The 19842-nt window shown below is 70.9% G+C and carries 15 protein-coding genes; 9 read left to right on the top strand and 6 right to left on the bottom strand.

The genetic code is table 11. The features are described from left to right. Positions 1 to 154: 154 nt before the first annotated feature. Positions 155 to 1504 (top strand): ABC transporter ATP-binding protein, encoded by a 1350-nt coding sequence (locus tag ACIBF5_RS20690; RefSeq protein ID WP_396813914.1) that lies wholly within the window; start codon positions 155 to 157, stop codon positions 1502 to 1504. A gap of 25 nt (positions 1505 to 1529) precedes the next feature. Here ACIBF5_RS20690 and ACIBF5_RS20685 read toward each other — a convergent pair whose 3' ends face one another. The 4 genes from ACIBF5_RS20685 to ACIBF5_RS20670 form a co-directional block, all read right to left on the bottom strand. After that, the gene (locus tag ACIBF5_RS20685; RefSeq protein WP_396813912.1) at positions 1530 to 2459 is read right to left on the bottom strand and encodes a carbohydrate ABC transporter permease; all 930 of its coding nucleotides are present in this window, start codon (positions 2457 to 2459) and stop codon (positions 1530 to 1532) included. Continuing rightward, positions 2459 to 3415, bottom strand: a complete 957-nt coding sequence (locus tag ACIBF5_RS20680; RefSeq protein ID WP_396813910.1) for a carbohydrate ABC transporter permease — start codon at positions 3413 to 3415, stop codon at positions 2459 to 2461. The genes ACIBF5_RS20685 and ACIBF5_RS20680 overlap by 1 nt, the downstream gene beginning before the upstream one ends. Before the next feature lie 13 nt (positions 3416 to 3428). Further along, the gene (locus tag ACIBF5_RS20675; RefSeq protein ID WP_396813908.1) at positions 3429 to 4745 is read right to left on the bottom strand and encodes an ABC transporter substrate-binding protein; all 1317 of its coding nucleotides are present in this window, start codon (positions 4743 to 4745) and stop codon (positions 3429 to 3431) included. Positions 4746 to 4889: 144 nt separating this feature from the next. Further along, complete coding sequence (locus ACIBF5_RS20670; RefSeq protein WP_396813906.1) at positions 4890 to 6983, bottom strand: alpha-galactosidase; 2094 nt, start codon at positions 6981 to 6983, stop codon at positions 4890 to 4892. Positions 6984 to 7127: 144 nt separating this feature from the next. Between ACIBF5_RS20670 and ACIBF5_RS20665 the strand changes: the two genes are divergently transcribed. Then, positions 7128 to 8294 carry an ROK family protein gene (locus tag ACIBF5_RS20665; RefSeq protein ID WP_396813905.1) on the top strand — a complete coding sequence of 389 codons (1167 nt, stop codon included), beginning with the start codon at positions 7128 to 7130 and terminating at the stop codon, positions 8292 to 8294. A 182-nt stretch (positions 8295 to 8476) separates the two neighbouring features. On the opposite strand, the gene ACIBF5_RS20660 is transcribed toward ACIBF5_RS20665, so the two are convergent. Both ACIBF5_RS20660 and ACIBF5_RS20655 read right to left on the bottom strand, forming a co-directional pair. Then, complete coding sequence (locus ACIBF5_RS20660) at positions 8477 to 10045, bottom strand: protein kinase (RefSeq protein ID WP_396813903.1); 1569 nt, start codon at positions 10043 to 10045, stop codon at positions 8477 to 8479. Positions 10046 to 10219: 174 nt separating this feature from the next. Next, entirely contained in the window at positions 10220 to 11419 is a 1200-nt protein-coding gene (locus tag ACIBF5_RS20655) for a hypothetical protein (protein WP_396813902.1), read from the bottom strand. Positions 11420 to 11591: 172 nt separating this feature from the next. Between ACIBF5_RS20655 and ACIBF5_RS20650 the strand changes: the two genes are divergently transcribed. The 7 genes from ACIBF5_RS20650 (at position 11592) to ACIBF5_RS20620 (ending at position 19730) form a co-directional block, all read left to right on the top strand. Beyond that, the gene (locus ACIBF5_RS20650) at positions 11592 to 12563 is read left to right on the top strand and encodes an ABC transporter ATP-binding protein (protein WP_396813900.1); all 972 of its coding nucleotides are present in this window, start codon (positions 11592 to 11594) and stop codon (positions 12561 to 12563) included. Then, a complete protein-coding gene (locus ACIBF5_RS20645; protein ID WP_396813897.1) occupies positions 12560 to 13411 on the top strand; it encodes an ABC transporter permease in 852 nt (283 codons plus the stop codon). Before ACIBF5_RS20650 ends, ACIBF5_RS20645 begins: the two co-directional genes overlap by 4 nt. 13 nt (positions 13412 to 13424) lie before the next feature. Continuing rightward, positions 13425 to 13679 carry a helix-turn-helix transcriptional regulator gene (locus ACIBF5_RS20640; RefSeq protein WP_396813895.1) on the top strand — a complete coding sequence of 85 codons (255 nt, stop codon included), beginning with the start codon at positions 13425 to 13427 and terminating at the stop codon, positions 13677 to 13679. Positions 13680 to 13779: 100 nt separating this feature from the next. Beyond that, positions 13780 to 14616: a patatin-like phospholipase family protein gene (locus ACIBF5_RS20635; RefSeq protein WP_396813893.1), complete on the top strand. Its 837-nt coding sequence runs from the start codon at positions 13780 to 13782 to the stop codon at positions 14614 to 14616. Next, entirely contained in the window at positions 14616 to 15662 is a 1047-nt protein-coding gene (locus ACIBF5_RS20630) for a 1-acyl-sn-glycerol-3-phosphate acyltransferase (RefSeq protein WP_396813891.1), read from the top strand. Before ACIBF5_RS20635 ends, ACIBF5_RS20630 begins: the two co-directional genes overlap by 1 nt. Before the next feature lie 10 nt (positions 15663 to 15672). Continuing rightward, positions 15673 to 15993, top strand: a complete 321-nt coding sequence (cutA, locus tag ACIBF5_RS20625; RefSeq protein ID WP_121162036.1) for a divalent-cation tolerance protein CutA — start codon at positions 15673 to 15675, stop codon at positions 15991 to 15993. 107 nt (positions 15994 to 16100) lie between these two features. Next, positions 16101 to 19730 (top strand): PspA/IM30 family protein, encoded by a 3630-nt coding sequence (locus ACIBF5_RS20620; RefSeq protein ID WP_396813889.1) that lies wholly within the window; start codon positions 16101 to 16103, stop codon positions 19728 to 19730. The last annotated feature ends 112 nt before the right edge of the window (positions 19731 to 19842 follow it).

The following is a 19842-nucleotide window of genomic DNA, read 5'->3' as shown; positions in this document are numbered from 1 at the left end:
CTGTATAGGAAGGGGCCCTTCCAAACGCGTTGTCCTTGGGCGTCCGGCGGGGAGGGGAGGGGATGTTCGGCGTATCGATGGCCCATCGAAAGTGTCGCGGGGGTAGCGCGAGTGGCGTACCGGCCCGGACCATGTGGGGCAGGAGGTGGTCCCTTTGGTCGCCATCACCCTCGACCGGTTGACCAAGGTCTTCGACGGCGGGCCCGTGGCGGTCGACGACGTGAGCATGGAGATCGGATCCGGCGAGTTCGTGGTGTTGCTCGGCCCGACCGGGTGCGGCAAGTCCACGGTCCTGCGGCTCGTCGCGGGTCTGGAGGAGCCGACCAGCGGCCGGATCCTCTTCGACGGCGACCTGATGGAAAACCAGACGGTACGCGACCGCCGGGTCGCCATGGTCTTCCAGGACTACGCCCTGTACCCGTATCTGACAGTGGCGCAGAACATCGGGTTCCCGTTGCGGCTCGGTGCGGAGCCGAGTGGCACGCTCGCCGCCCGGGTGGCCGAGGCAGCCGAGCAACTGGGCATCGCCCACCTGCTGGAACGCCGGCCGGCCAACCTCTCCGGGGGCCAACGGCAGCGGGTGGCGATGGCACGCGCGATCGTCCGACGCCCGCAGGCGTTCCTGCTCGACGAGCCGCTGTCCAATCTGGATGCCGGGGTCCGGGCCGAACTGCGTACGGAGATCGCCGGGCTGTCCCGGCGGCTCGGCGTGACCACCCTGTACGTGACACACGACCAGGTCGAGGCCATGGCGATGGCGGACCGGGTGGCGGTGCTGCGCCGGGGCCGGGTACAGCAGATCGGCACACCGGCCGAGGTGTACGCCGATCCGGTCAGCCTCTTTGTGGCGGCGTTCCTCGGCACACCCCGCCCCAGCCTGCTCCAGGGGGCGGTCTACGTCGACCGCGAACGGGTGCTGATCGACGTGGGCTCGCAACTGATGGAACTGCCCCGTGACGACCCGAGACTACGGACGCTGGTCCGCCGGCACACCGAACGGGTGACGCTCGCACTGCGACCGGAGACGTTGACTCCGGTGACGCCCGGTGCCGGGCAGGGGGCGGTGCTGCGCGGCAGCGTACGGTCGGTGGAGCACCTCGGGCACGAGGCGTTGGTGCACGTGGACATCGGCGGCGTACCGACCTCGGTTGTCGAGTCGAGGCTGGAGCACCCGGACACCGGCCAGCACCTGTCGGCACTGCTCGCCGACGACCCGCCGACCGCCCACCCGTTCCGGCACGCGCTCGCCCGCATGATTCCGCACCAGCGCACCGACTCACCGCCCCCGACCGCCAGGACCGAGTACGGCTTCTACCCGGTGTACGAGCCAGAGTCCGCGCAGGAGCAGCCGCCCGTCGCCGATCTGGTGGTGCGGGTTCCCGCGCTGACCCCACCCCGTCCCGGAGCGCCAATGGTGCTCGCCGTCGACCTGGACCGGCTCCTCCTCTTCGACCGGGCCGGGAACCGGATCAGACTCGACCCACCCGGATCGGGTCCGGCCTGATCCGATCCGGGGCCCCGACGGTGCCTCAGCCCTTGTTCGCGCCGAGAGTCAGGCCGGCGACGAAGTGCCGCTGCAGGGCCAGGTAGACGACCAGGGTCGGGATGACCGTGATGGTGGCGCCGGCCGCGATCAGGTTGTAGTCCAGCAGGAACTGTCCCTGCAGGTTCTTGATGCCCGTGGTGATGGGTAACTGGTCGCCGCTGTGGATGAACAGCAGCGGCCAGAAGAAGTCGTTGTAGAGCCAGATCACTTCGAGCGTGCCGAGGGCTGCCAGGGCCGGTCGGCACAGCGGCAGGATGATCCGGCTGTACTGCCGCCAGACGCCCGCCCCGTCCACCAGCGCCGCCTCGGTCAGCTCGCCCGGCAACGCCTTCATGTAGTTGGCCAGTACGAACGTGCAGAAGCCCAACTGGAAGGCGACCTCCACCGCGATCACCGCGTAGTACGTGTCGAGCAGGCTGCCGGAGGCGCTGATCGAGTACGGCAGCGGCGTGTGCTTGAACATCTCGAACAGCGGTGCGGCGAGCACCTGTGGCGGCAGCATGTTGCCGGCGGTGAACATGATCAGCAACGTCAGGTTGAACCTCCAACTGAACCGGCTCACCGCGAACGCCATCATCGAGGCGAGGGCGAGGGTCAGCAGCACCGACGGGATGGTGATGATCGCCGAGTTGCCGAAGTACGTCGCCATGCCGCCCTGGGTCCAGGCGGCGGAGAAGTTGTCCAGGTTGAGCGGTCCGTGCAGGCTCCAGTAGCCGTACCGGTCCGTCACCGCTTTCGGTCGCAGCGCGGTGTAGAGGGCCCAGAGCAGCGGTACCAGCCACAGCACCGCCATCGCGACGAGGAACAGGTGGGTGCCGTAGTGCCGGCGTCCGGGGGGCCGGCGTCGGGTGGCAGCCCGGTCGCCGCCGTCCACGAGGCCGGTTGCCGGCGCGGGCGTCGCGGTCGTCGTCATCAGTCTGCCCTCCGGAAGGTGCGGACCAGGTAGTAGACGATCGGGCCGAGCGAGATCGCCAGCAGGATCACCGCGAGGGCGGAACCGACGCCGATCACCTGGCCCTCGCCGACGAGGTTCTGGATGACCAGGACGCTGAGCAGTTCCAGGCCGTTGGTACCCCGGTTGATCACGTACACGATGTCGAAGGCCCGTAGCGCCTCAATGATCGTGATCACCACGATCACGATGTTGATCGGTCGCATCGCCGGGAAGACCACCCGCAGGAACGTCTGCCGGGCGGTGGCGCCGTCGAGCGCGGCGGCCTCCCGCAGGCTGGGGTCGATGCCCTTCAGACCAGCCAGGTAGAGCACCATGATGTAGCCGGCGTGCCGCCAGGTGGTGGCGATCAGGGCGGCCCAGAGGTTGACCTGCGAGTCGCCGAACCAGTCGGTCGCGCCGGGTGTTCCGGCGGTGCCCAACAGGTTGTTCAGCAGGCCCTCGTTGCGGGCGTAGACGAGCTGCCAGATGATGCCGACCATGACCAGCGAGAGCATCACCGGGGTGAAGAAGATGCTCTGGTAGAGCCGGCTACCCCGGATCTTCTGGTCGAGCAGGACCGCGAGCAGCAGGCCGATCGGGGTGGCCACCAGCGCGAGGAAGACCAGCCAGATCACGTTGTGCCAGACCGCCGGCCAGAACGGCGGGTACTCCTGCGTCGCGTACGTGTAGTTGGTCAGGCCGGCGGGTCGGATGTCGGCCAGGTCAAGCCCGTTCCAACGGGTGAAGGAGAGCCCGACCGACAACAGTGTGGGGATCCACACGAGCACGGCCTGGATGAGCGTGGGTACACCCACCATCAGGCCGAGCACGAGTCGGTCCGAGCCGGTCAGTCGCCGTACCCGACGGGACCGTGGCCGGGGTGCGGTCCCGTCGGCCGACGGCGCGACCGACGGGGACACGGTGGTGGTTGTCATGACAGGTGACGGCTCACTGTGCGGCATACAAGGTCTTGGCCTGCGACTCCAGGTTGCGGGTGTCGACGGTGCCGTCCTTGAGGAAGCTCTGCAGGGCCGGAATCATGACGTTGTTCGCCATCGCGGGTAGGGCGTCGCGGTCGAAGAACTGGCTGATGTACTTCGCGTTCGCGATCGCCTCGGCACCCTTGCGGTTCAGCGCGCTGAACGACGAGGTGTTCGCGTCCTTGGCGGTCTGCAGGTTCGACGAGTCCTTCGCCGCGTACACGTCCTGCCCGGCGCCGCTGCCGAAGAAGGCCAGCATGTCCTTGGCGGCCTTGTTCTTCCCACCCTTCGCGGAGAGCACAAAACCGTCGATCGGCGCCTCGATGGCGTCAGTGCCCTCGACCGCGATCGCGGGGAACGGGAAGAAGTCCAGGTCGGCGGCGACCTCCGGGTCGGTGAGTTCCTGACCGATGAACGAGCCGATCAGGTACATGCCGGATTTCTTGGTGGCCAGGCTCCGGGCCCCCTCCTGCCAGGTGGCGCCGAGGGCGGCCGGGTCCTGGTGTGGCAGCAGTGCCTTCCAGTTGTCGAAGACGTCCTTGACCTTCTGCTGGTCCCAGGACTCCTTGTGCGCACAGAGGTCGACGTGGAACTGGTAGCCGTTCGTGCGCATGTTGAGGTAGTCGAACGTACCCATCGCCGGCCAGCCGTCCTTGTCGGCGAAGGCGATCGGGGTCAGGCCGTCCTTCTTCATCTGCGTACAGAGTGCGAGCAGGGCGTCGAAGGTGGCCGGGATCTGGTAGCCGTGCGACTGCCAGACACTCTTGCGGTAGTAGAAACCCCACGGGTAGTTGTAGTTCGGCACCAGGTACTTCTTGCCGTCGTCGCCGGTCGACGCCTTGGCGATGCCCTCGGAGAAGTTCCTGCCGATCTTCTCCCAGATGTCGTCCAGCGGGGCGAGCAGACCCTTGGCGGCGTAGTAGCGCATCCGGTAGCCGGCAAACCAGGTGACCGCGTCCTCCGGGCTGCTCTGCAGGTACGTGCTGATGTTGTTGACCAGTTCGTTGCGCGGCATCACGTTGGTCTTCACGGTCGCGCCCGACTTCTGCTGGTACGTGTCGACCATCGCCTGGATGGCGCTGCGCGGCACGGCGTCGGAGAGGCCCGAACCGAGCGAGGTGTTCTTGTCGTCCCCCTCTCCCGAAGGGGAGCCCCCGCTACAGGCCGCGAGCAGTGGTGCCGAGGCGAGTGCGGCGGTGACGCCACCGATGCCCTTCAGGAGGGTACGGCGACCGGGGCGGGAGTCAGAGGTGAAGGGGGACGGTGTGGCCTGGTGGTGTGCCATGGGGAACCTCCCAGTGAGGGTTCGGACACCGGATCTCGCCGGTGTCTGGCTGTCGGTGCGTTCGGTGGGCGTGGTGTGGCTGGTGCATGGTCGGCCGCCCAGGTGCGCAGATCGGCCTCGGTCGGTCGGGGGTGCGCATCCCGGCTAGCCGAGATGCCGTAGCCGGACGAGGGTGCTGGCGTGGTCGCCCGGTGGCAGGTCGAGGGGGAGCCCGGCATGCCGGAGCAGCGCGCCCGGGTACGTCGCCCCGGACTCCAGGTCGCGGTAGGTCGCGGCGACGTCGACCGAGGCCAGGCGGAGCGGTGGTGGCTGGTGGCCGAACCGTCGGGTGGGGCACCAGGCGAGCAGTACGTGGTCGTCACCGTGGACGTACTGCATGCCGGTCAGCGTGCCGTCGCCGCGAAGCCGGTACGCCGTCCCGTGCTGGACCACCGGCCGGATCAGCTTGTACGTGGCGATGAGTCCAGCCGCCTCGGTCAGCTCCTCCTCGGTCCAGGCGGTGAGGTCGCCGCCGATGCCCAGCACGCCGGCCATCGCGACGTGGAAGCGGAAGCGCAGCGGGGTACGTCGGGCGGTGGCGACGTTCGGGCTGTCGGTGACCCAGGCGCCCATCACCTGCGCCGGGTAGAGCTGACCGAACCCGTGCTGGATGCCGATCCGGTCGACCGGATCGGTGTTGTCGGACGTCCACACCTGGTCGGTACGGGCCAGCACGCCGAGGTCCGCGCGCCCGCCGCCGCCGGCGCACGCCTCGATCCGCAGGTCCGGGTGGTCCGCCCGGAGCCGGTCCATGATCTGGTAGACGGCGCGGGTGTGTGCGATCCAGAGCCGGTCGGGGTCACCGTGGCCGGGCCATCCAGCCTCGGTGAACGGGCGGTTGGCGTCCCACTTGAGGAAGTCGATGTCGTGCTTGCTGACCAGACGGTCGAGCCATGAGTGGGTCCACTCGGCGGCGTCCGGTCGGGCCAGGTTGAGTACCAGTTGGTGGCGCATCTCGGTGCGGTCGCGGTTCGCCATGTGCAGCACCCAGTCCGGGTGCGCCCGGTACAGGTCGCTGTCGGGGTTGACCATCTCCGGCTCCACCCAGAGCCCGAACCGCATGCCGAGCCGGCGTACCTCGCTGGCGAGCGGGCGCAGGCCGGTGGGGAAACGGGCCGGGTTGGGAACCCAGTCGCCGAGGCCGGCATGTTCGCTGCTGCGGGCGCCGAACCAGCCGTCGTCCATCACGAACAGTTCGACGCCGAGGCTCGCCGCGCGGGCCGCGAGGGCCATCTGGCCGGCCTCGTCGACGTCGAAGCCGGTCGCCTCCCAGGAGTTGTAGAGGACCGGCCGGGTCTCGTCGGGGTGCGACAGCACGTGCCGGCGGACGTATCCGTGCCAGGCGCGGCTGGCCGACCCGAATCCGCCGACGCTGTAGAGGCCGGCGACGGTCGGCGTGTCCAGAGCTTCGCCGGGTGCGAGGGTCCAGGTCAGCCCCTCGTGGCCGAAGCCGCCGGTCCAGGTCGTCCGGCCGACCGGGTCGCGGTGCACGGTGATCCGCCAACTGCCGCTCCAGGCCAGCGCGGTACTCCAGACCTCGCCGTGCTCCTCGGTGGCGGTGCCGTCATCGACGGCGATCCAGGGGTTGGCGTGGTGACTGGTCATGCCGCGCCGGCTGGTCAGCACCGTCTCGGCCACCGGGATCTCGGTACGCCGTAGCTGGAACTCGCTGTTCCAGCCGCCGACCAGGTGACTGAGGCGGTAGTGGGGCCGGCCCGGCACAGTCCAGGTCGCCGAGTCGCAGCGGAGCAGGGTGACCGGGTGGTGGGCGTCGAGGTTCCGGACGGTTGTCCACCGTTCGAGTACGTCACTGTCCGGATGCATGTGGTAGTGCAGGGTCACTCGTAGCGGGTAGTGCTGATCGTCCAGGTGAATGCTCAGGTGCCCACCGTCGACGTCGTGGCCGGCGTACCGCCACTGGAGGGCGCGGGTGCCGTCGGAGAACCGTACGAGCAGACTGGGCGGGCCGAAACGGGCACCGCCCTCCACCGTCAGTTCGTCCACCCCGGCCACCGCTTCGAAGCTGCTCGCCGCCGGCGAGGTGCGCTCGCCCGCCTGAACCGCCTGGTCGAGTGTGATCGGCGCACCCCAGTGGACATGCCGCACGGCGCCGTCCTCGGCGAGCCGGACGGCGTACGCCGCGGTCGGCCCGCGCAGCAGCCACAGGCGATGGTCGGGGTGAAACAGCACGGTGGGCATCGGTTCCTCGGTTGTGCGGCTAACGGGTGGTGGCTCCGCCGGGCCGGGGGTGGGGGGCGGGCCGTAAGTGCCGCCGAGCGTAGGACCGTCGCCGCGCCGAAATCAATACTTGACGAAGTTAATTATTGATTCTAGGTTTCGCGTATGTTTCCCGAGACCGGCCCGGGCAGCCTCTCCGTGGCCCCGGCGGCAACGGCCGTGTTCACCGCCGTGCTGACCGAGGGTCCACTCAGCCGAGTCACCCTCGCCCGCCGGCTCGGACTCTCGTCCGCGGCGGTCACCAAGGCCGCGCGACCGCTCATCGAACTGGGCTACCTGCACGAACTCGCCGCGACCGAACGGACCGGACCGGGGGCCGGACGCCCGGCCAGTCCGCTCGCCATCCGCAGCGACCGCGAGTTCTTCGTCGGCGTGAAGATCACCGCAGACGAGCTGATCGGCGTGGTCTGCGACCTCGGAGCGCGGGTACGGTCAGCGGCCCACCGGCCGCTGACCGACACCGGTGTCGAGGTGGTCCTCGGCGAACTCGGCCAACTCGTCGACGAACTGCTCGACGGTCCCGACGACTACCGCCAGCGCACTCGTCGGCTCGGACTGGCCATCTCCGGGGACGTGGACCGCAGCAGCGGCCTGGTCCGATACTCGCCCTTCCTGCGCTGGCACAACGTGCCACTGCGCGAGCAGGCGAGTCTGCTCACCGGGCTCAGCGTCACCGTGGAAAACGACGTGAAGGCGCTGACCGCCGCCGAACACTGGTTCGGCGAGGGCGTCGGCGTCGAGTCCTTCGCCCTCGTCACCGTCGGCACCGGCATCGGTTGTGGCCTGGTCGTCAACGGCCGGCTGGTCTCCGGGTCGCACGGAGTGGCTGGCGAGGTCGGCCACATCGGCATCGACGCGACCGGCCCGAGCTGCCACTGCGGCGGGCGGGGCTGCGTGGAGTCCATCGCCGGCACGTACGCCATCGTCGAACAGGCCCGGGACCGGACCGGTCGGCCCGACCTCACCATCGACGACGCGGTAGCCCTGGCCCGAGCCGGCGACGAACGGGTCGCCGCCGTCTTCGCCCGCGCCGGCAACGCGATCGGCACCGGCATCGCGGCGGTCGCGAACCTGGTCGGCCCGGCCCGGATCGTCGTGTCCGGTGAAGGGCTGGCCGTCTACGACCTGTTCGAACCGCACATCCGAGCGGGCTTCGAACGCCAGGCATTCGGCGCCGCCGCCCAGTGCCCTCTCTCCATCCGCCCGCTCCCGTTCGAGGAGTGGGCGCGTGGTGCGGCGGCGGTCAGCATCCAGTCGCTCGTCGTCTCCTGACCGTCCGTCGGCGTTCACGCGTCGCCCCCGGGCCGGCGTGCCGGGGGTGGGTGCCGTCGCGGCGGCGATGCCGGTGTTCGCGGCCGGTCCCACCGCGACTTCTGTGAAGGCGTCGGCTGGACAGCCGTTTGGAAGGGCCCCTTCCTATACAGAATGCGATAACAAGGGGCCCTTCCTTCGGGTCAGGTTGCGGTGAGTTGGGCCAGGGCCGCGTCCAGTTGCTTGGCGTAGTCGCGGCTGATGCCACCTTCGTGCACTCGGGTCGCCACCGCCTGCCTGAGCAGGTCAACCGGTCCGACCAGGTCGATCGGTCCCGAGATCATCGACGTCTGCAGGTTGCGTAGCTGGTTGCGCAGGTCGAGTCCGACATCTCCGCGGATCGCGCCAGCGGCCAGGCCGTTGCCGATCAACCGGTCGAGTTCCGCCACCGCCTCCGGGAACGTCGCCGCGGTCACGACGACCGGTTTGGTCGGCGTCGGTCTGACCGGAGCAGTGGTTGGTGTTCTGGACGGCGTCGACCCGTTCGCGAACGGCGCCGGTGCGGAGATGCTCGGCATCGGGGCGGTGGGGAGGCCGACCTGTCGGGGCTGGCGCGGGCCGCTGATCAGGGCGCCGATGACCACGGCCAGTCCGAGTACGGCGACCGCGCCGAAGGCGAGTCCGAGCGTTCCGATCCGGGAGCGGACACTGCTCTGCTCCGGGCGGCGTACGGGTGCGGTGGCCAGTGCACCGGGACCGGATCCGGCCGGCTCGCCGAGGGCGGGCAGCACCCGTACGGCGGTGGCTGTCCGCTCGTACGACCAGGCTGGCGGGTTCGGCGTCGGTGGGATCGTCGCGGTCGGGGAGGGCGACGGCTCGGCGACGATCGCCGGTCGGCTGGGCGGCGGTGCCGCACCGGCCGGTGGTGGTGGCTCGGCGGCGAGGAACTGTCCGCGGAGCAGTTCGGCAACCTCCCTGGTGGTCGGCCGGTCGGCCGGATCGCGGGCCAGGCAGCGCAGGCAGGCGTCGGCCACCTTCGGTGGCAGCCCGGGTACGCCGGTCAGCGGCGGCACGGGACCGCCGGTACGCAGCGCCTCGGTCAGGTCGTCCCAGGTCTCGGCGGGATAGGGCACCCGTCCGGTCAGCGTCTCGTAGAGCAGCACACCCAGCGAGTACGTGTCGGTGGCGGGTTGCGCCGGAGTCCCGTCGAGCCGTTCCGGCGCCACGTACGCGGGCGTGCCGAAGGTCTCGCCGTCCTCGTCCTCGTCTGGCGCACCGACGTGGGTGGCGATGCCGAAGTCGAGCACCTTCGCGCCGACCGAGGTCATCATGACGTTGGACGGGGTGATGTCCCGGTGCACGATGCCGAGTTCGTGCGCCTCGGCCAGGGCCTCAGCCACCTGGGCGCAGATCTCCACCGAGTCGGCCCAGGGCAGCGGACCGCCCCGCAACCGGGCTTCCAACTCTTCACCGGTGAGCAGTTCCATCACCACGAAGGCGGTGACGGCGCCGTCCGGGGCGATCTCCTCGCCGTAGTCGTGTACGGCGGTGACGTGCGGGTGGACGAGTTGGGCGGCGGCGCGTGCCTCCTCGCGGACCATGTCACGGAATTTGGCGTCGGCGGCGAGCGACGCGGCGAGGACCTTGATCGCGATGACCCGGTCGAGTACCTCGTCGCGGGCGCGCCAGATGACGGACATGCCGCCCGCGCCGATCTGGTCGATGAGTCGGTACCTGCGGGCGAGTAGACCGCCCGCGTACAGCGCAGCCATCGTGTGCAGCACCTGCCTGGGGAGGGGGATCGTATCAGGTTGCGTGAATGTCATCGTTCTGTCAACGATCGACGGTCCGACCCGGCACCTGCCGTCAACCCCTGGTCGGGCCGGGGTTTCCGGCTCTGGGGTACCCGCTTCGTCGGCCGCTCCCCACGGCCGGCGAGGCGTTGGTCAGCTCGCGGTCCCGGTCTGCCAGATGCTCCTGCCGTCGTCGGAGATGACGACGTTTCCGTCCGCCCGCAGGACCAGCGTCGCGCCGTTGTTGCGCGCGGTACGCGAACTCCAGAGAGTCGCGCCGTACCGCGAGTACAGGACGAGGTTGCCGTCGCCCTGGAAGACCAGGATCTGACCGCCTCTCCCTGCGGTGCCCGACCGCCACACCGTCCGTCCCTGGTCCCGCAGGACGATGTCGCCGTCGCCGGTCAGGGTGAGTTCCAACCGGTTCGAGGTCCAGGACTGGTTGGGGCGGAGCGCGGAGCCGGACCGGATGACCCGTTCCTGCCAGACCGGCGTCTGTGGGGGCGGCGGCGCGGTGGTGGTGGTCGCCGGGGGCTTGGGGGTGCCACTGGGGTTGGTGCCGGGGCTGGTGGGGTTCGGGGTGCCGTTGCCCGGCGCGCTGGCCGTGCCCGTCGGTCCGCTCGGTGTCGGTCCGGTCGGGTTGGTTCGCCGGGTGGGGGTGGGCGAGGCGCCGGAGAGTCGCGGATCCCGCGCGTAGTAGGCGGTGTAGTCCGACACCATGTCGGCGAAGGCGCGCAGGCTCGGGGCGTCGGGCAGCCCGCCGGCCTCCCGGATCGCCTCCGGTCCCCACTGGAACGCGGCCAGCGCGGTCAGGTAGGCGTCCCCGTCGAGCGGGGCGAGTTCGTCGACCAGGCCGCACATGGCCCGGCCGAGGGTGGGTACGGCCACGGCGGGGTCCGTCGCCGAGGCCGCGGTGGAGGGCGCGTACGCCTGCCAGAGTTCGGGTCGGAACTGTGCGACCCCCTCCGCGCCGTCCTCGCCGAGGATTCCGGGTGTGAAGCCGGAGGCGGCCATCACCTGCCCGGCGATCCGGGGCGCCGGCAGTTCCGGGCAGACCTTGCCGGCGGCCAGTACCAGGGGTAGGTATTCGTCCGGCAGTGGCTTCGGTGAGGTCCCCGGACTGGGGGCGATGCCGATCGGTGCCGCGGCGCCGACCCGGTTGCCACCGTCGGGTTCCCGGGCGCCGACCACCGGCACGATGCCGAGTCCGGTCCGGAACACGACTCCGAAGAGTACGAGCAGGAGAACCAGGCCGAGCGCGGTGCCGATGGCGACCCAGCGCAGTGGACCGGGCGTACGGAAGATCGTGCGGCGGAGCCGGGTGAGGGCATCGACGCCCTGCGATAGGGGCACTTCCTGGTCTCCTCAGCCGCCGGACGGGGCTTTACGGGAAGCATCGGGGCGGGCTCATGTTACCCAGCGCCGGTGCGGGCAGGAAAATGCGGCTGCCAGAAATGAGACTGCTTCAGAATGTAGTACTCATGCTATGGTCTGGCCTACTGGTTAGACGGGGAGGTGAAGGTCTATGACGGGGTTGCAGGAGCTGAACGCGCCCGCCCGGGTCGCCGGCCGGACCGACGGGTCGACCGTGCTCGACGTACGCGACCTGCGCATGCGCTACGGCGCCAACGACGTGCTCGACGGCGTCACGTTCACCGCGCGCCGGGGCGAGGTGCTGGCGCTGCTCGGCCCGAACGGGGCTGGCAAGACCACCACCATCGAGATCCTCGAAGGCTTCCGGATGCGTTCCGCGGGTGAGGTCAGTGTGCTCGGTGTGGACCCGGGACACGGTGACGAGCGGTGGCGGGCCCGGCTCGGCGTGGTCCTTCAGTCCTGGCGTGACCACGCCAAGTGGCGGGTACGCGAACTGCTCGCCCAGATCGGTTCCTACTACGTGCCGTACTCCACCGGGCAGGTGCGTCGCCCGTGGGACGTCGACGAGCTGGTGGCGGCGGTCGGGCTGACCGAGCACGCCGGCAAGCGCGTCGGCCAGCTCTCCGGTGGGCAGCGGCGGCGGCTCGACGTGGCGATCGGCATCGTCGGCCGCCCGGAGCTGCTCTTCCTCGACGAGCCGACGGTTGGTTTCGACCCGGCCGCCCGGCGGGAGTTCCACGACCTGGTGCACCGGCTCTCCGACACCGACGACACCACGATTCTGCTGACCACGCACGACCTGGACGAGGCGGAGAAGCTTGCCGACCGGATCCTGATCCTGGCCGGTGGCCGGATCATCGCGGACGGTTCGGCCGACGAACTCTCCCGACGGATGTCTACCGAGGCGGAAATCCGCTGGACCCACGACGACCAGCGTTTCGTGCACACCACCGTGGACGCCACCCGGTTCGTCCGGGAACTGTTCCGCCAGCACGGTGAGTCCATCGCCGACCTGGAGGTACGTCGGGCCAGCCTGGAGGACACCTACATGGCCATGGTCCGGGAGTTCGAGTCGGGGCGGGCCGCCACGGCGGCGCGTACGTTCGAGGAGGTTGTCCGATGACACCGGTGCTGACCGCGGTCCGGTCCGGGCTCGTGCGTGGCGGGATCGAGCTACGTCAGTCGTTCACCACCGCCCAGAACCTCTGGACGTATTTCTTTCCCACCGCGATCCTGCTCGCGGTCATGTTCTTCACCCGGGACGTCACCGTGCCCGGGACGAGTTTCTCGCTCGGGTCGCGGACCCTGCCGAGTGCGATCGGCATGGGCGTCGCCTTCGGCGGGCTGGTCAACGTGGCCCAGCAGCTCATCGTCGAGCGGGAGGACGGCACCCTGCTCCGGGCCAAGGCGGTCCCGAACGGGATGCTGGGCTACCTGATCGGCAAGATCGTGCTGATCTCCGGCATCACCGTGGTGAGCACCACCCTCCAGCTCGTACCCGGTCTGTTCCTGGTCGACGGCCTGACGGTGACGAGTCCGGCCGCCTGGCTGACCCTGGTCTGGGTGCTGGTGCTCGGGCTGGTCGCGACCATGCCGATCGGTGCGATCCTCGGCTCCCTCTTCGACAACCCGCGCAACATGGGCCTGATCATGTTGCCGATCATGGGGCTGGTCGCCAGCTCCGGTATCTTCTACCCGATCACCAACTTCCCGGCCTGGCTGCAGGGGGTCGCGCAGGTGTTCCCGATCTACTGGCTGGGGTTGGGGATGAGATCGGCGCTGCTTCCGGAGAACCTCTCGGCGGTCGAGATCGGACAGTCCTGGCGGCACCTGGAGACCCTCGGCGTACTCGGGGTCTGGGCGGTCGTGGGATTGGTCGTGGCGCCGGTCGTGCTGCGTCGGATGGCTCGACGGGAGTCGGGGTCGAGCGTGGCCGCTCGTCGCGAGAAGGCCCTGCAGCGGGTCACGTGAGAGGGCGGATGCCATGAACGAGGTGATCTACGACCGGATCGCGGTGCTCCGGGTCGAGCGGGGTATCTCCCGCCGGCAGCTCGCCGAGGCGCTCGGGGTCCATTACCAGACCGTGGGCTACCTCGAACGGGGCGAGTTCCGACCCAGCCTGCATCTCGCGCTGCGGATCGCCGCCTTCTTCGAGGTGCCGGTCGAGGTGGTCTTCTCCACCGAGCCCTTCCCGCGCATCGGCGGCGGTTCGCTCGCCTCGGAGCAGCGCCCCGCCTGACAGGTCACGGCTCGCCGGGGCGGCCGGACGGCGTGAAGACGCGCACGTCGCAGCGGCCGTGCCTGCCCGCCTCGTGACCGGCCGTGCCACGATGAAAGGCATGGTCAAGGGTCCGGTCGCGTTCGTGCTCGGCGGCGGGGGCGTGCTCGGTGCGGTCGAGGTCGGCATGCTCCGGGCGCTGTTCCGCGCCAGCATCCGCCCCGAGCTTGTCATCGGCACGTCGATTGGTGCGGTCAACGGCGCCCTGGTGGCGGCCGACCCGACCGAGGCGGTGACCAACCGGCTGGTCCGGCTCTGGGCGTCGCCGGAGGCGAGCGAGGTGTACGGCGACTCGGTGGCCCGGCAACTCCGCCGGTTCGCCGCCCGTACGCACCTGCACTCGCCCCGACCGCTGCGCCGGCTGCTCGAATCCGAACTCGGTGAGGGGACCACCTTCGCCGACCTCAAGGTGCCGTTCCGCTGCTGCGCGGCGAGCATCGAGCGCGCCGCCGAGCACTGGTTCTCCAGCGGGCCGGTGGTCGACGCGGTGCTCGCCTCCGCCTCGGTTCCCGGCCTGCTCCCACCCTCCGAGATCGACGGGGAGCACTTCGTCGACGGCGGCATCGTCAACTCGATTCCGATCGGCGAGGCGGTGGAGTGCGGGGCGAAACAGATCTTCGTGCTCCAGGTGGGCCGGATCGAACGGCCGTTGACCCCGCCCCGGCGGCCGTGGGAGATCGCCCAGGTCGCCTTCGAGATCGCCCGTCGGCACCGGTTCGCCCGGGAGATGGCGGCGTTGCCGGACGACGTGGACGTGCACGTGCTGCCGACCGGAGGGTCACAGCCGCGCGATGACACTCCGTGGGCGTACCGCGACATGGCGGCGGTGGGCCGGCGGATCAGCCGGGCGTACACCGCCTCCCGGCGCTACCTGCAGTCGCACGTCGAGGGCAGCTGATGTGGCTGCCGCCGCGCTGGCTGCGGCGGGTGCTTCTCGCGCCGGCGGTGGTGCTGCTGGCCGTCGTGGTGGTCAGCGCGCTGCCGGTCTGGTTGATCCTCGCGGCGGCGGTGTCGCCACTGGTGCCGGGTTACCTGCGCCCGCTGCGCGTGCTCTGGATGGGGATCATCTACCTGGCCTGGGACGCGACGGCGCTGATCGCACTTTTCGGGCTCTGGGTCGCTTCCGGATTCGGTTGGAAGAAGCGTTCACCACGGTTCCAGCGGGCGCACTACGTGCTCACCGGCTGGTTCCTCAACTTCCTTTTCTGGCAGGCGCAGTGGACGCTGCGCCTGACGATCGAGATGGTGGGTACGGACCCGGACAGCGCGTTGCCGGGGCGTCCGCAACTGGTGCTCTGCCGCCATGCCGGTCCGGGTGACTCGTTCATTCTGATCCACGCCCTGGTGAACTGGTTCGATCGCGAGCCGCGAATCGTCCTCAAGCAGACCCTGCAATGGGACCCGGCGGTCGACGTCCTGCTCAACCGACTGCCGAACCGGTTCATCGCGCCCGGCCGGGCCCAGGACCCGGCGATCGGCGGCGACAGTCGCCAGCCGGGCCGTCCCCTCACCGAGCAGATCGGGCACCTCGCGGTCGGCCTGGACAGCAACGACGCGTTCGTGATCTTTCCGGAGGGCGGGAACTTCACCCCGCGTCGGCGGGTCCGGGCCATCGAGCGGCTGCGGGCCCGAGGGTTGGAGAAGATGGCCGTACGGGCGGAGGCGATGCGTCACGTGCTGGCACCACAGCCCGGTGGCGTACTCGCCGCGCTTGATGCGGCACCCGACGCGGGTGTCATTTTTGTCGCGCATACCGGACTCGACCGAATGCTGACCGTGGCTGACGTCTGGCGCGAACTGCCGATGGATAAGAAGATTGTGATGCGTTTCTGGTCGGTGCCGCCGGAAGAAATACCAGTTGGTCGGCAGGAGCGGATCGACTGGCTTTACGACTGGTGGAAACGTATTGACGAATGGGTCGATATCCACCGCAACAGCGCGTAAGGTGCGCCACGTGGACCAGCTCTGCGTGGTAACGACCGTGGTGGATGCCCGGTCAGTGGCGGATCTGCTTGCCGCCGCCGCGGTCGCCGGCCGGCTGGCGGCCTGCGCCCAGGTGGGTGGCCCGATGGACAGCACCTACTGGTGGCAGTCCCGGATGGAAACCACCCGGGAGTGGTCGGTGCAGTTCAAAACCGCGCCGGACCGGGTGGAGGCTCTCGTCGACCACCTCCGCAGCTCCCACCCGTACGAGGTGCCGGAGATCCTGGTGCACTGGGTGGAGAGCGGAAACCCGGACTACACCACCTGGATCCACGACCAGACCCGGACCTGAGTCGGGGATTCGGACCAGGTGGTGTGAGTACCCGCCCCCGGGACCCTGCCCGCCGCTGAGTATCCGCACTCTGTGCCGGTCGGGGCCGGCGGGTCGAGCATGCGAGGGTGAGCAATCCGCCGAGCCTGTATCCCTGCCCCGGATGTGGGGCCGGGGCCAATCTGAGCACCGGCTGCCCGCGCTGTGGACGGGCACCGGATCCGGTCGCCGCCGAGGTGGTCCGGTTGGACGGTGAGATCGTCGCGCTGGCCGCCCGGGTCGAGCAGACCCGGCAGGCGTACGCGGCGCTGGTCACCACCCTCGACGATCTCCGCCGCCGCCGCGCCGAGCTGGCCGCCCAGGTACGGGTCGCGGCGGCGACACGCCCGACCCCCGCCCCGGTCACCCCCGCCGCCGCGCCCGCACCGGTACGCCCGGAAGCGTCCACCCGGACCGTACAGAACCTGCTCTTCGTCCTCGGTGGGCTGCTGCTCTGCGCCGCCGCGATCGTCTTCATCGCGGTCACCTGGTCGGTGGTCGGGGTGGCCGGCCGAGCGGCGATCCTGGCCGGGGTCACCGCCGGTGTCCTCGCGTTGCCGCCGTTGGCGAAGCGACGAGGGCTCACCGCCACCGCCGAGACCTTCTCGGTGGTCGGACTCCTGCTGGTGGCGCTCGACGGTTACGCCGCCTGGTCGGTGAACCTCCTCGACGTCCGATCCTGGCCGGGCGCCACGTACGCGGCGCTGGTCTGGGGGGTGAGCGCCGCGGTGGCCCTCGGTTACCACCGGTCGACCCGTCTCGATGCGCCCTGGTTCACCGCACTGGCGCTGGTCCAGCCGGTACTGCCGCTGCTGGTGAGCGAGGCGGATCCCGGTGTGGCCGGCTGGGCGCTGGTCTTCGCCGCGCTGGCCGGATTCAACCTGGCCGTGGTGCACGTCGGGCGGGTCCGTTCCGGTCCCGGCTCCCGGAGCGGTGAACCGGTCCCGGCCGGCGTACGTGTGGGCGGTGGGGGGACTGATGGTCCGGCGCCCGGAGGGGTGGCGCCGGCCCGTCGGGCCGTCGGCTGGGTGGCGTACGCCGCCGCGCTGGCGATCGCCGCGTTCTGCGGCCTGATCGCGCTGCTGCTGGGCGTCGGGCCGGGAGCGCCGGTGTTGGCCGGTGGGCCACTGCTGGTCGCGGTGACGGCTCTGGTGGCCGGCGCGGTGCTCACGCGCAACGCCGGCTTCCAGGCCGCAGCCGGACTGGTGGTCGTGCTCAGCCTCGCCGCCTCGGTCCTGCGTCCGGTCCTCGACCTGGTCGGGCCGTGGGAAATGGTGGTGAGCGCGGTGGTGGTCACCGTACTGGCCGGCGCGGTCGCGTGGAGCCGCAGGTGGCTGCCGGTCGAGGTCTGGCGCGGCCCGTGGGTCGGCGGGCTGTTGCTCGTCGGCGCCCTGGGCAGCCTGATCTTGGCGATAGCCGCGATCACCGGACAGGTCGCGCTGGACCGTCGGCGGCCGTCCTGGTGGGCGGACGGCACCGGGCCGGTCAGCACGTTGGACTGGCAGGCGCCGGTCACCGTACTGCTGCTCGCGTTCTCGCTCGCGGTGCTGCTGCCCCGGCCGACCCGGGAACCGGTCGGAGTAGCCGGCGTCGGGCTGGCGGTGCTCGCCTTCCCGGCCGCGCTGCCGCTGCCCTGGTGGGGACTGGCCGTGGTGGAGCTGGCGCTCGCGGTGCCGCTGCTGCTCGCCGCCGTACGCGTACCGGCCCCCGGGGTGGCGTCGGTGCTGGTCCGGGCGCTCGTCGGAGCGGCACTGGCCGGGCACGCGCTCCTGGTCGCCTTCGCCCGTCCAGCCAGTGCCGCAGCCGCACTCGGCACGATCATGCTGACCGGGCTGGTCGTCGCCGTACTAGCCGGGACCGGTCGACCCGGCCGGGACGGCACCGGCGGCGACGAGGCACCGGACCCGGTGACAGCGGTACGGCGGATGATCGGCGGGGCGTCCCTCGCCGTCGGGCTCCTCGCCGTACCCGCGACGACGACGGTCGGACTCTTCGCCGCCGGGGCGCAACCGTGGTGGCAGGCGCGGGCCGCGCTCGCCAGCGGCGTACTCGTCCTCGGTGCGATGCTCCTGGTACGTCGCCACCGACCCGGCCACCTGCCGTACGCCGACACCGCGCTCGCCGGCACCGCACTGGTGACCGGGTTGGCCCCGCTGGCCGGCCGCACCGACGAGCCGGTCGGGCTCTACTCGGCGTTGGCGCTGCTCCTCGTGGTCGCCGCGCTCCAGACTGGCGGAGCGCTGACGACCCGGGGTGTGGGCGCCCGAACCACCGACACCGAACCGGTCCAGGCGCCGCAGCCCGGACACCGGGTATCCGGCCCGGCGTTGGCCAGCCTGTTCTGCGTGCCGGTGCTGGCGTTCCCGGTCCTGCTGGCGGTCGCACCGACGGTCGGCGCGGTGCTGCTCGGCCCGTACGGTTGGCTGGGCCAGGTCTGGTCGGGGGCGCCCGCCGGTGTGGGGCTCGCCCCGTACGGCTGGCCCGTCGACGGCCGTGCCGCTGCCGCACTGGTGGTGCTGACCGCCGTACTCGCCCTCGCCGGCTGGAGTTGGCACCGCACCATCGGCGGGGCGGCCATGGTGGCGTTCCCGGTGGCCGCGACAGCGGTGCCGGTTGTGCTCGCCTGCGTCGGCGCCAACTGGCCGGTGGTGCCGGGGGTGGCCCTGCTCGGTGGACTCGCCGCGCTGCTCGCCGGCACCGTACCGATCGGCCGCACGGCAGCGCCCGGCGCGACCCGGTTCGGGCTGGTGTCCGTACCCGTGGGGGTGTTGCTGGCCGGGGCCGGCCTGGCCGGCGCGTTGCCCACCAAGGCCAGCACCCTGCTCGCGTTGAGCCTGGTCGTGCTGGTCGCCACGGCGATCGGCGCGGCGGCCGGCGGCGCGGCGCCACTGCCGGCGGTCCGGATCGTCGGCTGGCTGGTCGCGAGCGGCGCCGCCCTGACCCTCGCGGTCGCCGTCAGCCGGGCGGCGGAACTGCCGCTACGGGTGGCCGCCCTCGTGGTGCTCGGGGTCGCCGTGGCGGTGCTGGCCGGCGGCGTGCTGCTGCGCGGACGGCGGTCGGCCGAGTCGATCGCGATCGAGGCGGCCGGGCACGCCGGGGCGTTGGTCGCACTGCTGCTCACCGTCGGTTCCGCCCGGTACGCCGCCGCGGTCGCCACCATCTGGGGGGTGGTGGTCGGGGTACGGGCGCTGCGCCCTGGTGAGCCGGCCCGGCGCCGATCACTGCTCGCCTCGGCGGCAGCCGGTTGTGAACTGCTCGCGGTCTGGGTGCTGCTCGCCTCTGCGCAGGTGGCGGTGCTGGAGGCGTACACCCTGCCCACAGCGCTCTGCGCGTTGGTCGTCGGTGCGCTGGCGCTGCATGTCCAGCCGGCGCTGAGCAGTTGGGTGACGCACGGCCCCGGGCTCGCGGCGGCACTCCTGCCCAGTCTCGCGTCGGTGCTGGTCGACGGGGACCAACCGTGGCGGCGGCTGCTGCTCGGAGTGGGCGCGCTGGCGGTGGTGCTTGCCGGGGCGCACTGGCGGCGGCAGGCGCCGGTGTTGCTCGGCGGCGCCACCCTGGCCGTCGTCGCCCTGCACGAGGTGGTCGGCGCGTGGGACCAGCTACCCCGGTGGATCTTCCTGGCCGCCGGCGGGCTCGCGCTGATCGGGCTCGCCATCACGTACGAGCGTCGGCGGCGGGACCTGGTCCGTTGGCGCGCGGCGGTCTCCCGGATGAGCTGACCGCCGGATGTAAGGAGGGGCGGCGCGGTATAGAGGGAGGGGGAAAAGAGGGGGCCCGGAACGACCCGGCGCCCGGGGGGGGTCGCGCACACACAGAACGGGGCGGGAGGGG

Origin of the sequence: Micromonospora sp. NPDC050417, from assembly GCF_044458865.1 — a bacterium.
In the GTDB taxonomy this organism is placed as follows: domain Bacteria; phylum Actinomycetota; class Actinomycetes; order Mycobacteriales; family Micromonosporaceae; genus Micromonospora_G.
Note: the sequence above shows the minus strand (reverse complement) of the source record. Positions and strands in the feature narration are given on the sequence as shown.

Coding starts and splice junctions, on each gene's coding strand:
- ACIBF5_RS20665 (WP_396813905.1), top strand. CDS start 7,128: ATGTTTCCCGAGACCGGCCCGGGCAGCCTCTCCGTGGCCCCGGCGGCA.
- ACIBF5_RS20660 (WP_396813903.1), bottom strand. CDS start 10,045: ATGGCTGCGCTGTACGCGGGCGGTCTACTCGCCCGCAGGTACCGACTC.
- ACIBF5_RS20675 (WP_396813908.1), bottom strand. CDS start 4,745: ATGGCACACCACCAGGCCACACCGTCCCCCTTCACCTCTGACTCCCGC.
- ACIBF5_RS20670 (WP_396813906.1), bottom strand. CDS start 6,983: ATGCCCACCGTGCTGTTTCACCCCGACCATCGCCTGTGGCTGCTGCGC.
- ACIBF5_RS20640 (WP_396813895.1), top strand. CDS start 13,425: ATGAACGAGGTGATCTACGACCGGATCGCGGTGCTCCGGGTCGAGCGG.
- ACIBF5_RS20635 (WP_396813893.1), top strand. CDS start 13,780: ATGGTCAAGGGTCCGGTCGCGTTCGTGCTCGGCGGCGGGGGCGTGCTC.
- ACIBF5_RS20630 (WP_396813891.1), top strand. CDS start 14,616: ATGTGGCTGCCGCCGCGCTGGCTGCGGCGGGTGCTTCTCGCGCCGGCG.
- ACIBF5_RS20685 (WP_396813912.1), bottom strand. CDS start 2,459: ATGACGACGACCGCGACGCCCGCGCCGGCAACCGGCCTCGTGGACGGC.
- ACIBF5_RS20645 (WP_396813897.1), top strand. CDS start 12,560: ATGACACCGGTGCTGACCGCGGTCCGGTCCGGGCTCGTGCGTGGCGGG.
- ACIBF5_RS20680 (WP_396813910.1), bottom strand. CDS start 3,415: ATGACAACCACCACCGTGTCCCCGTCGGTCGCGCCGTCGGCCGACGGG.
- ACIBF5_RS20650 (WP_396813900.1), top strand. CDS start 11,592: ATGACGGGGTTGCAGGAGCTGAACGCGCCCGCCCGGGTCGCCGGCCGG.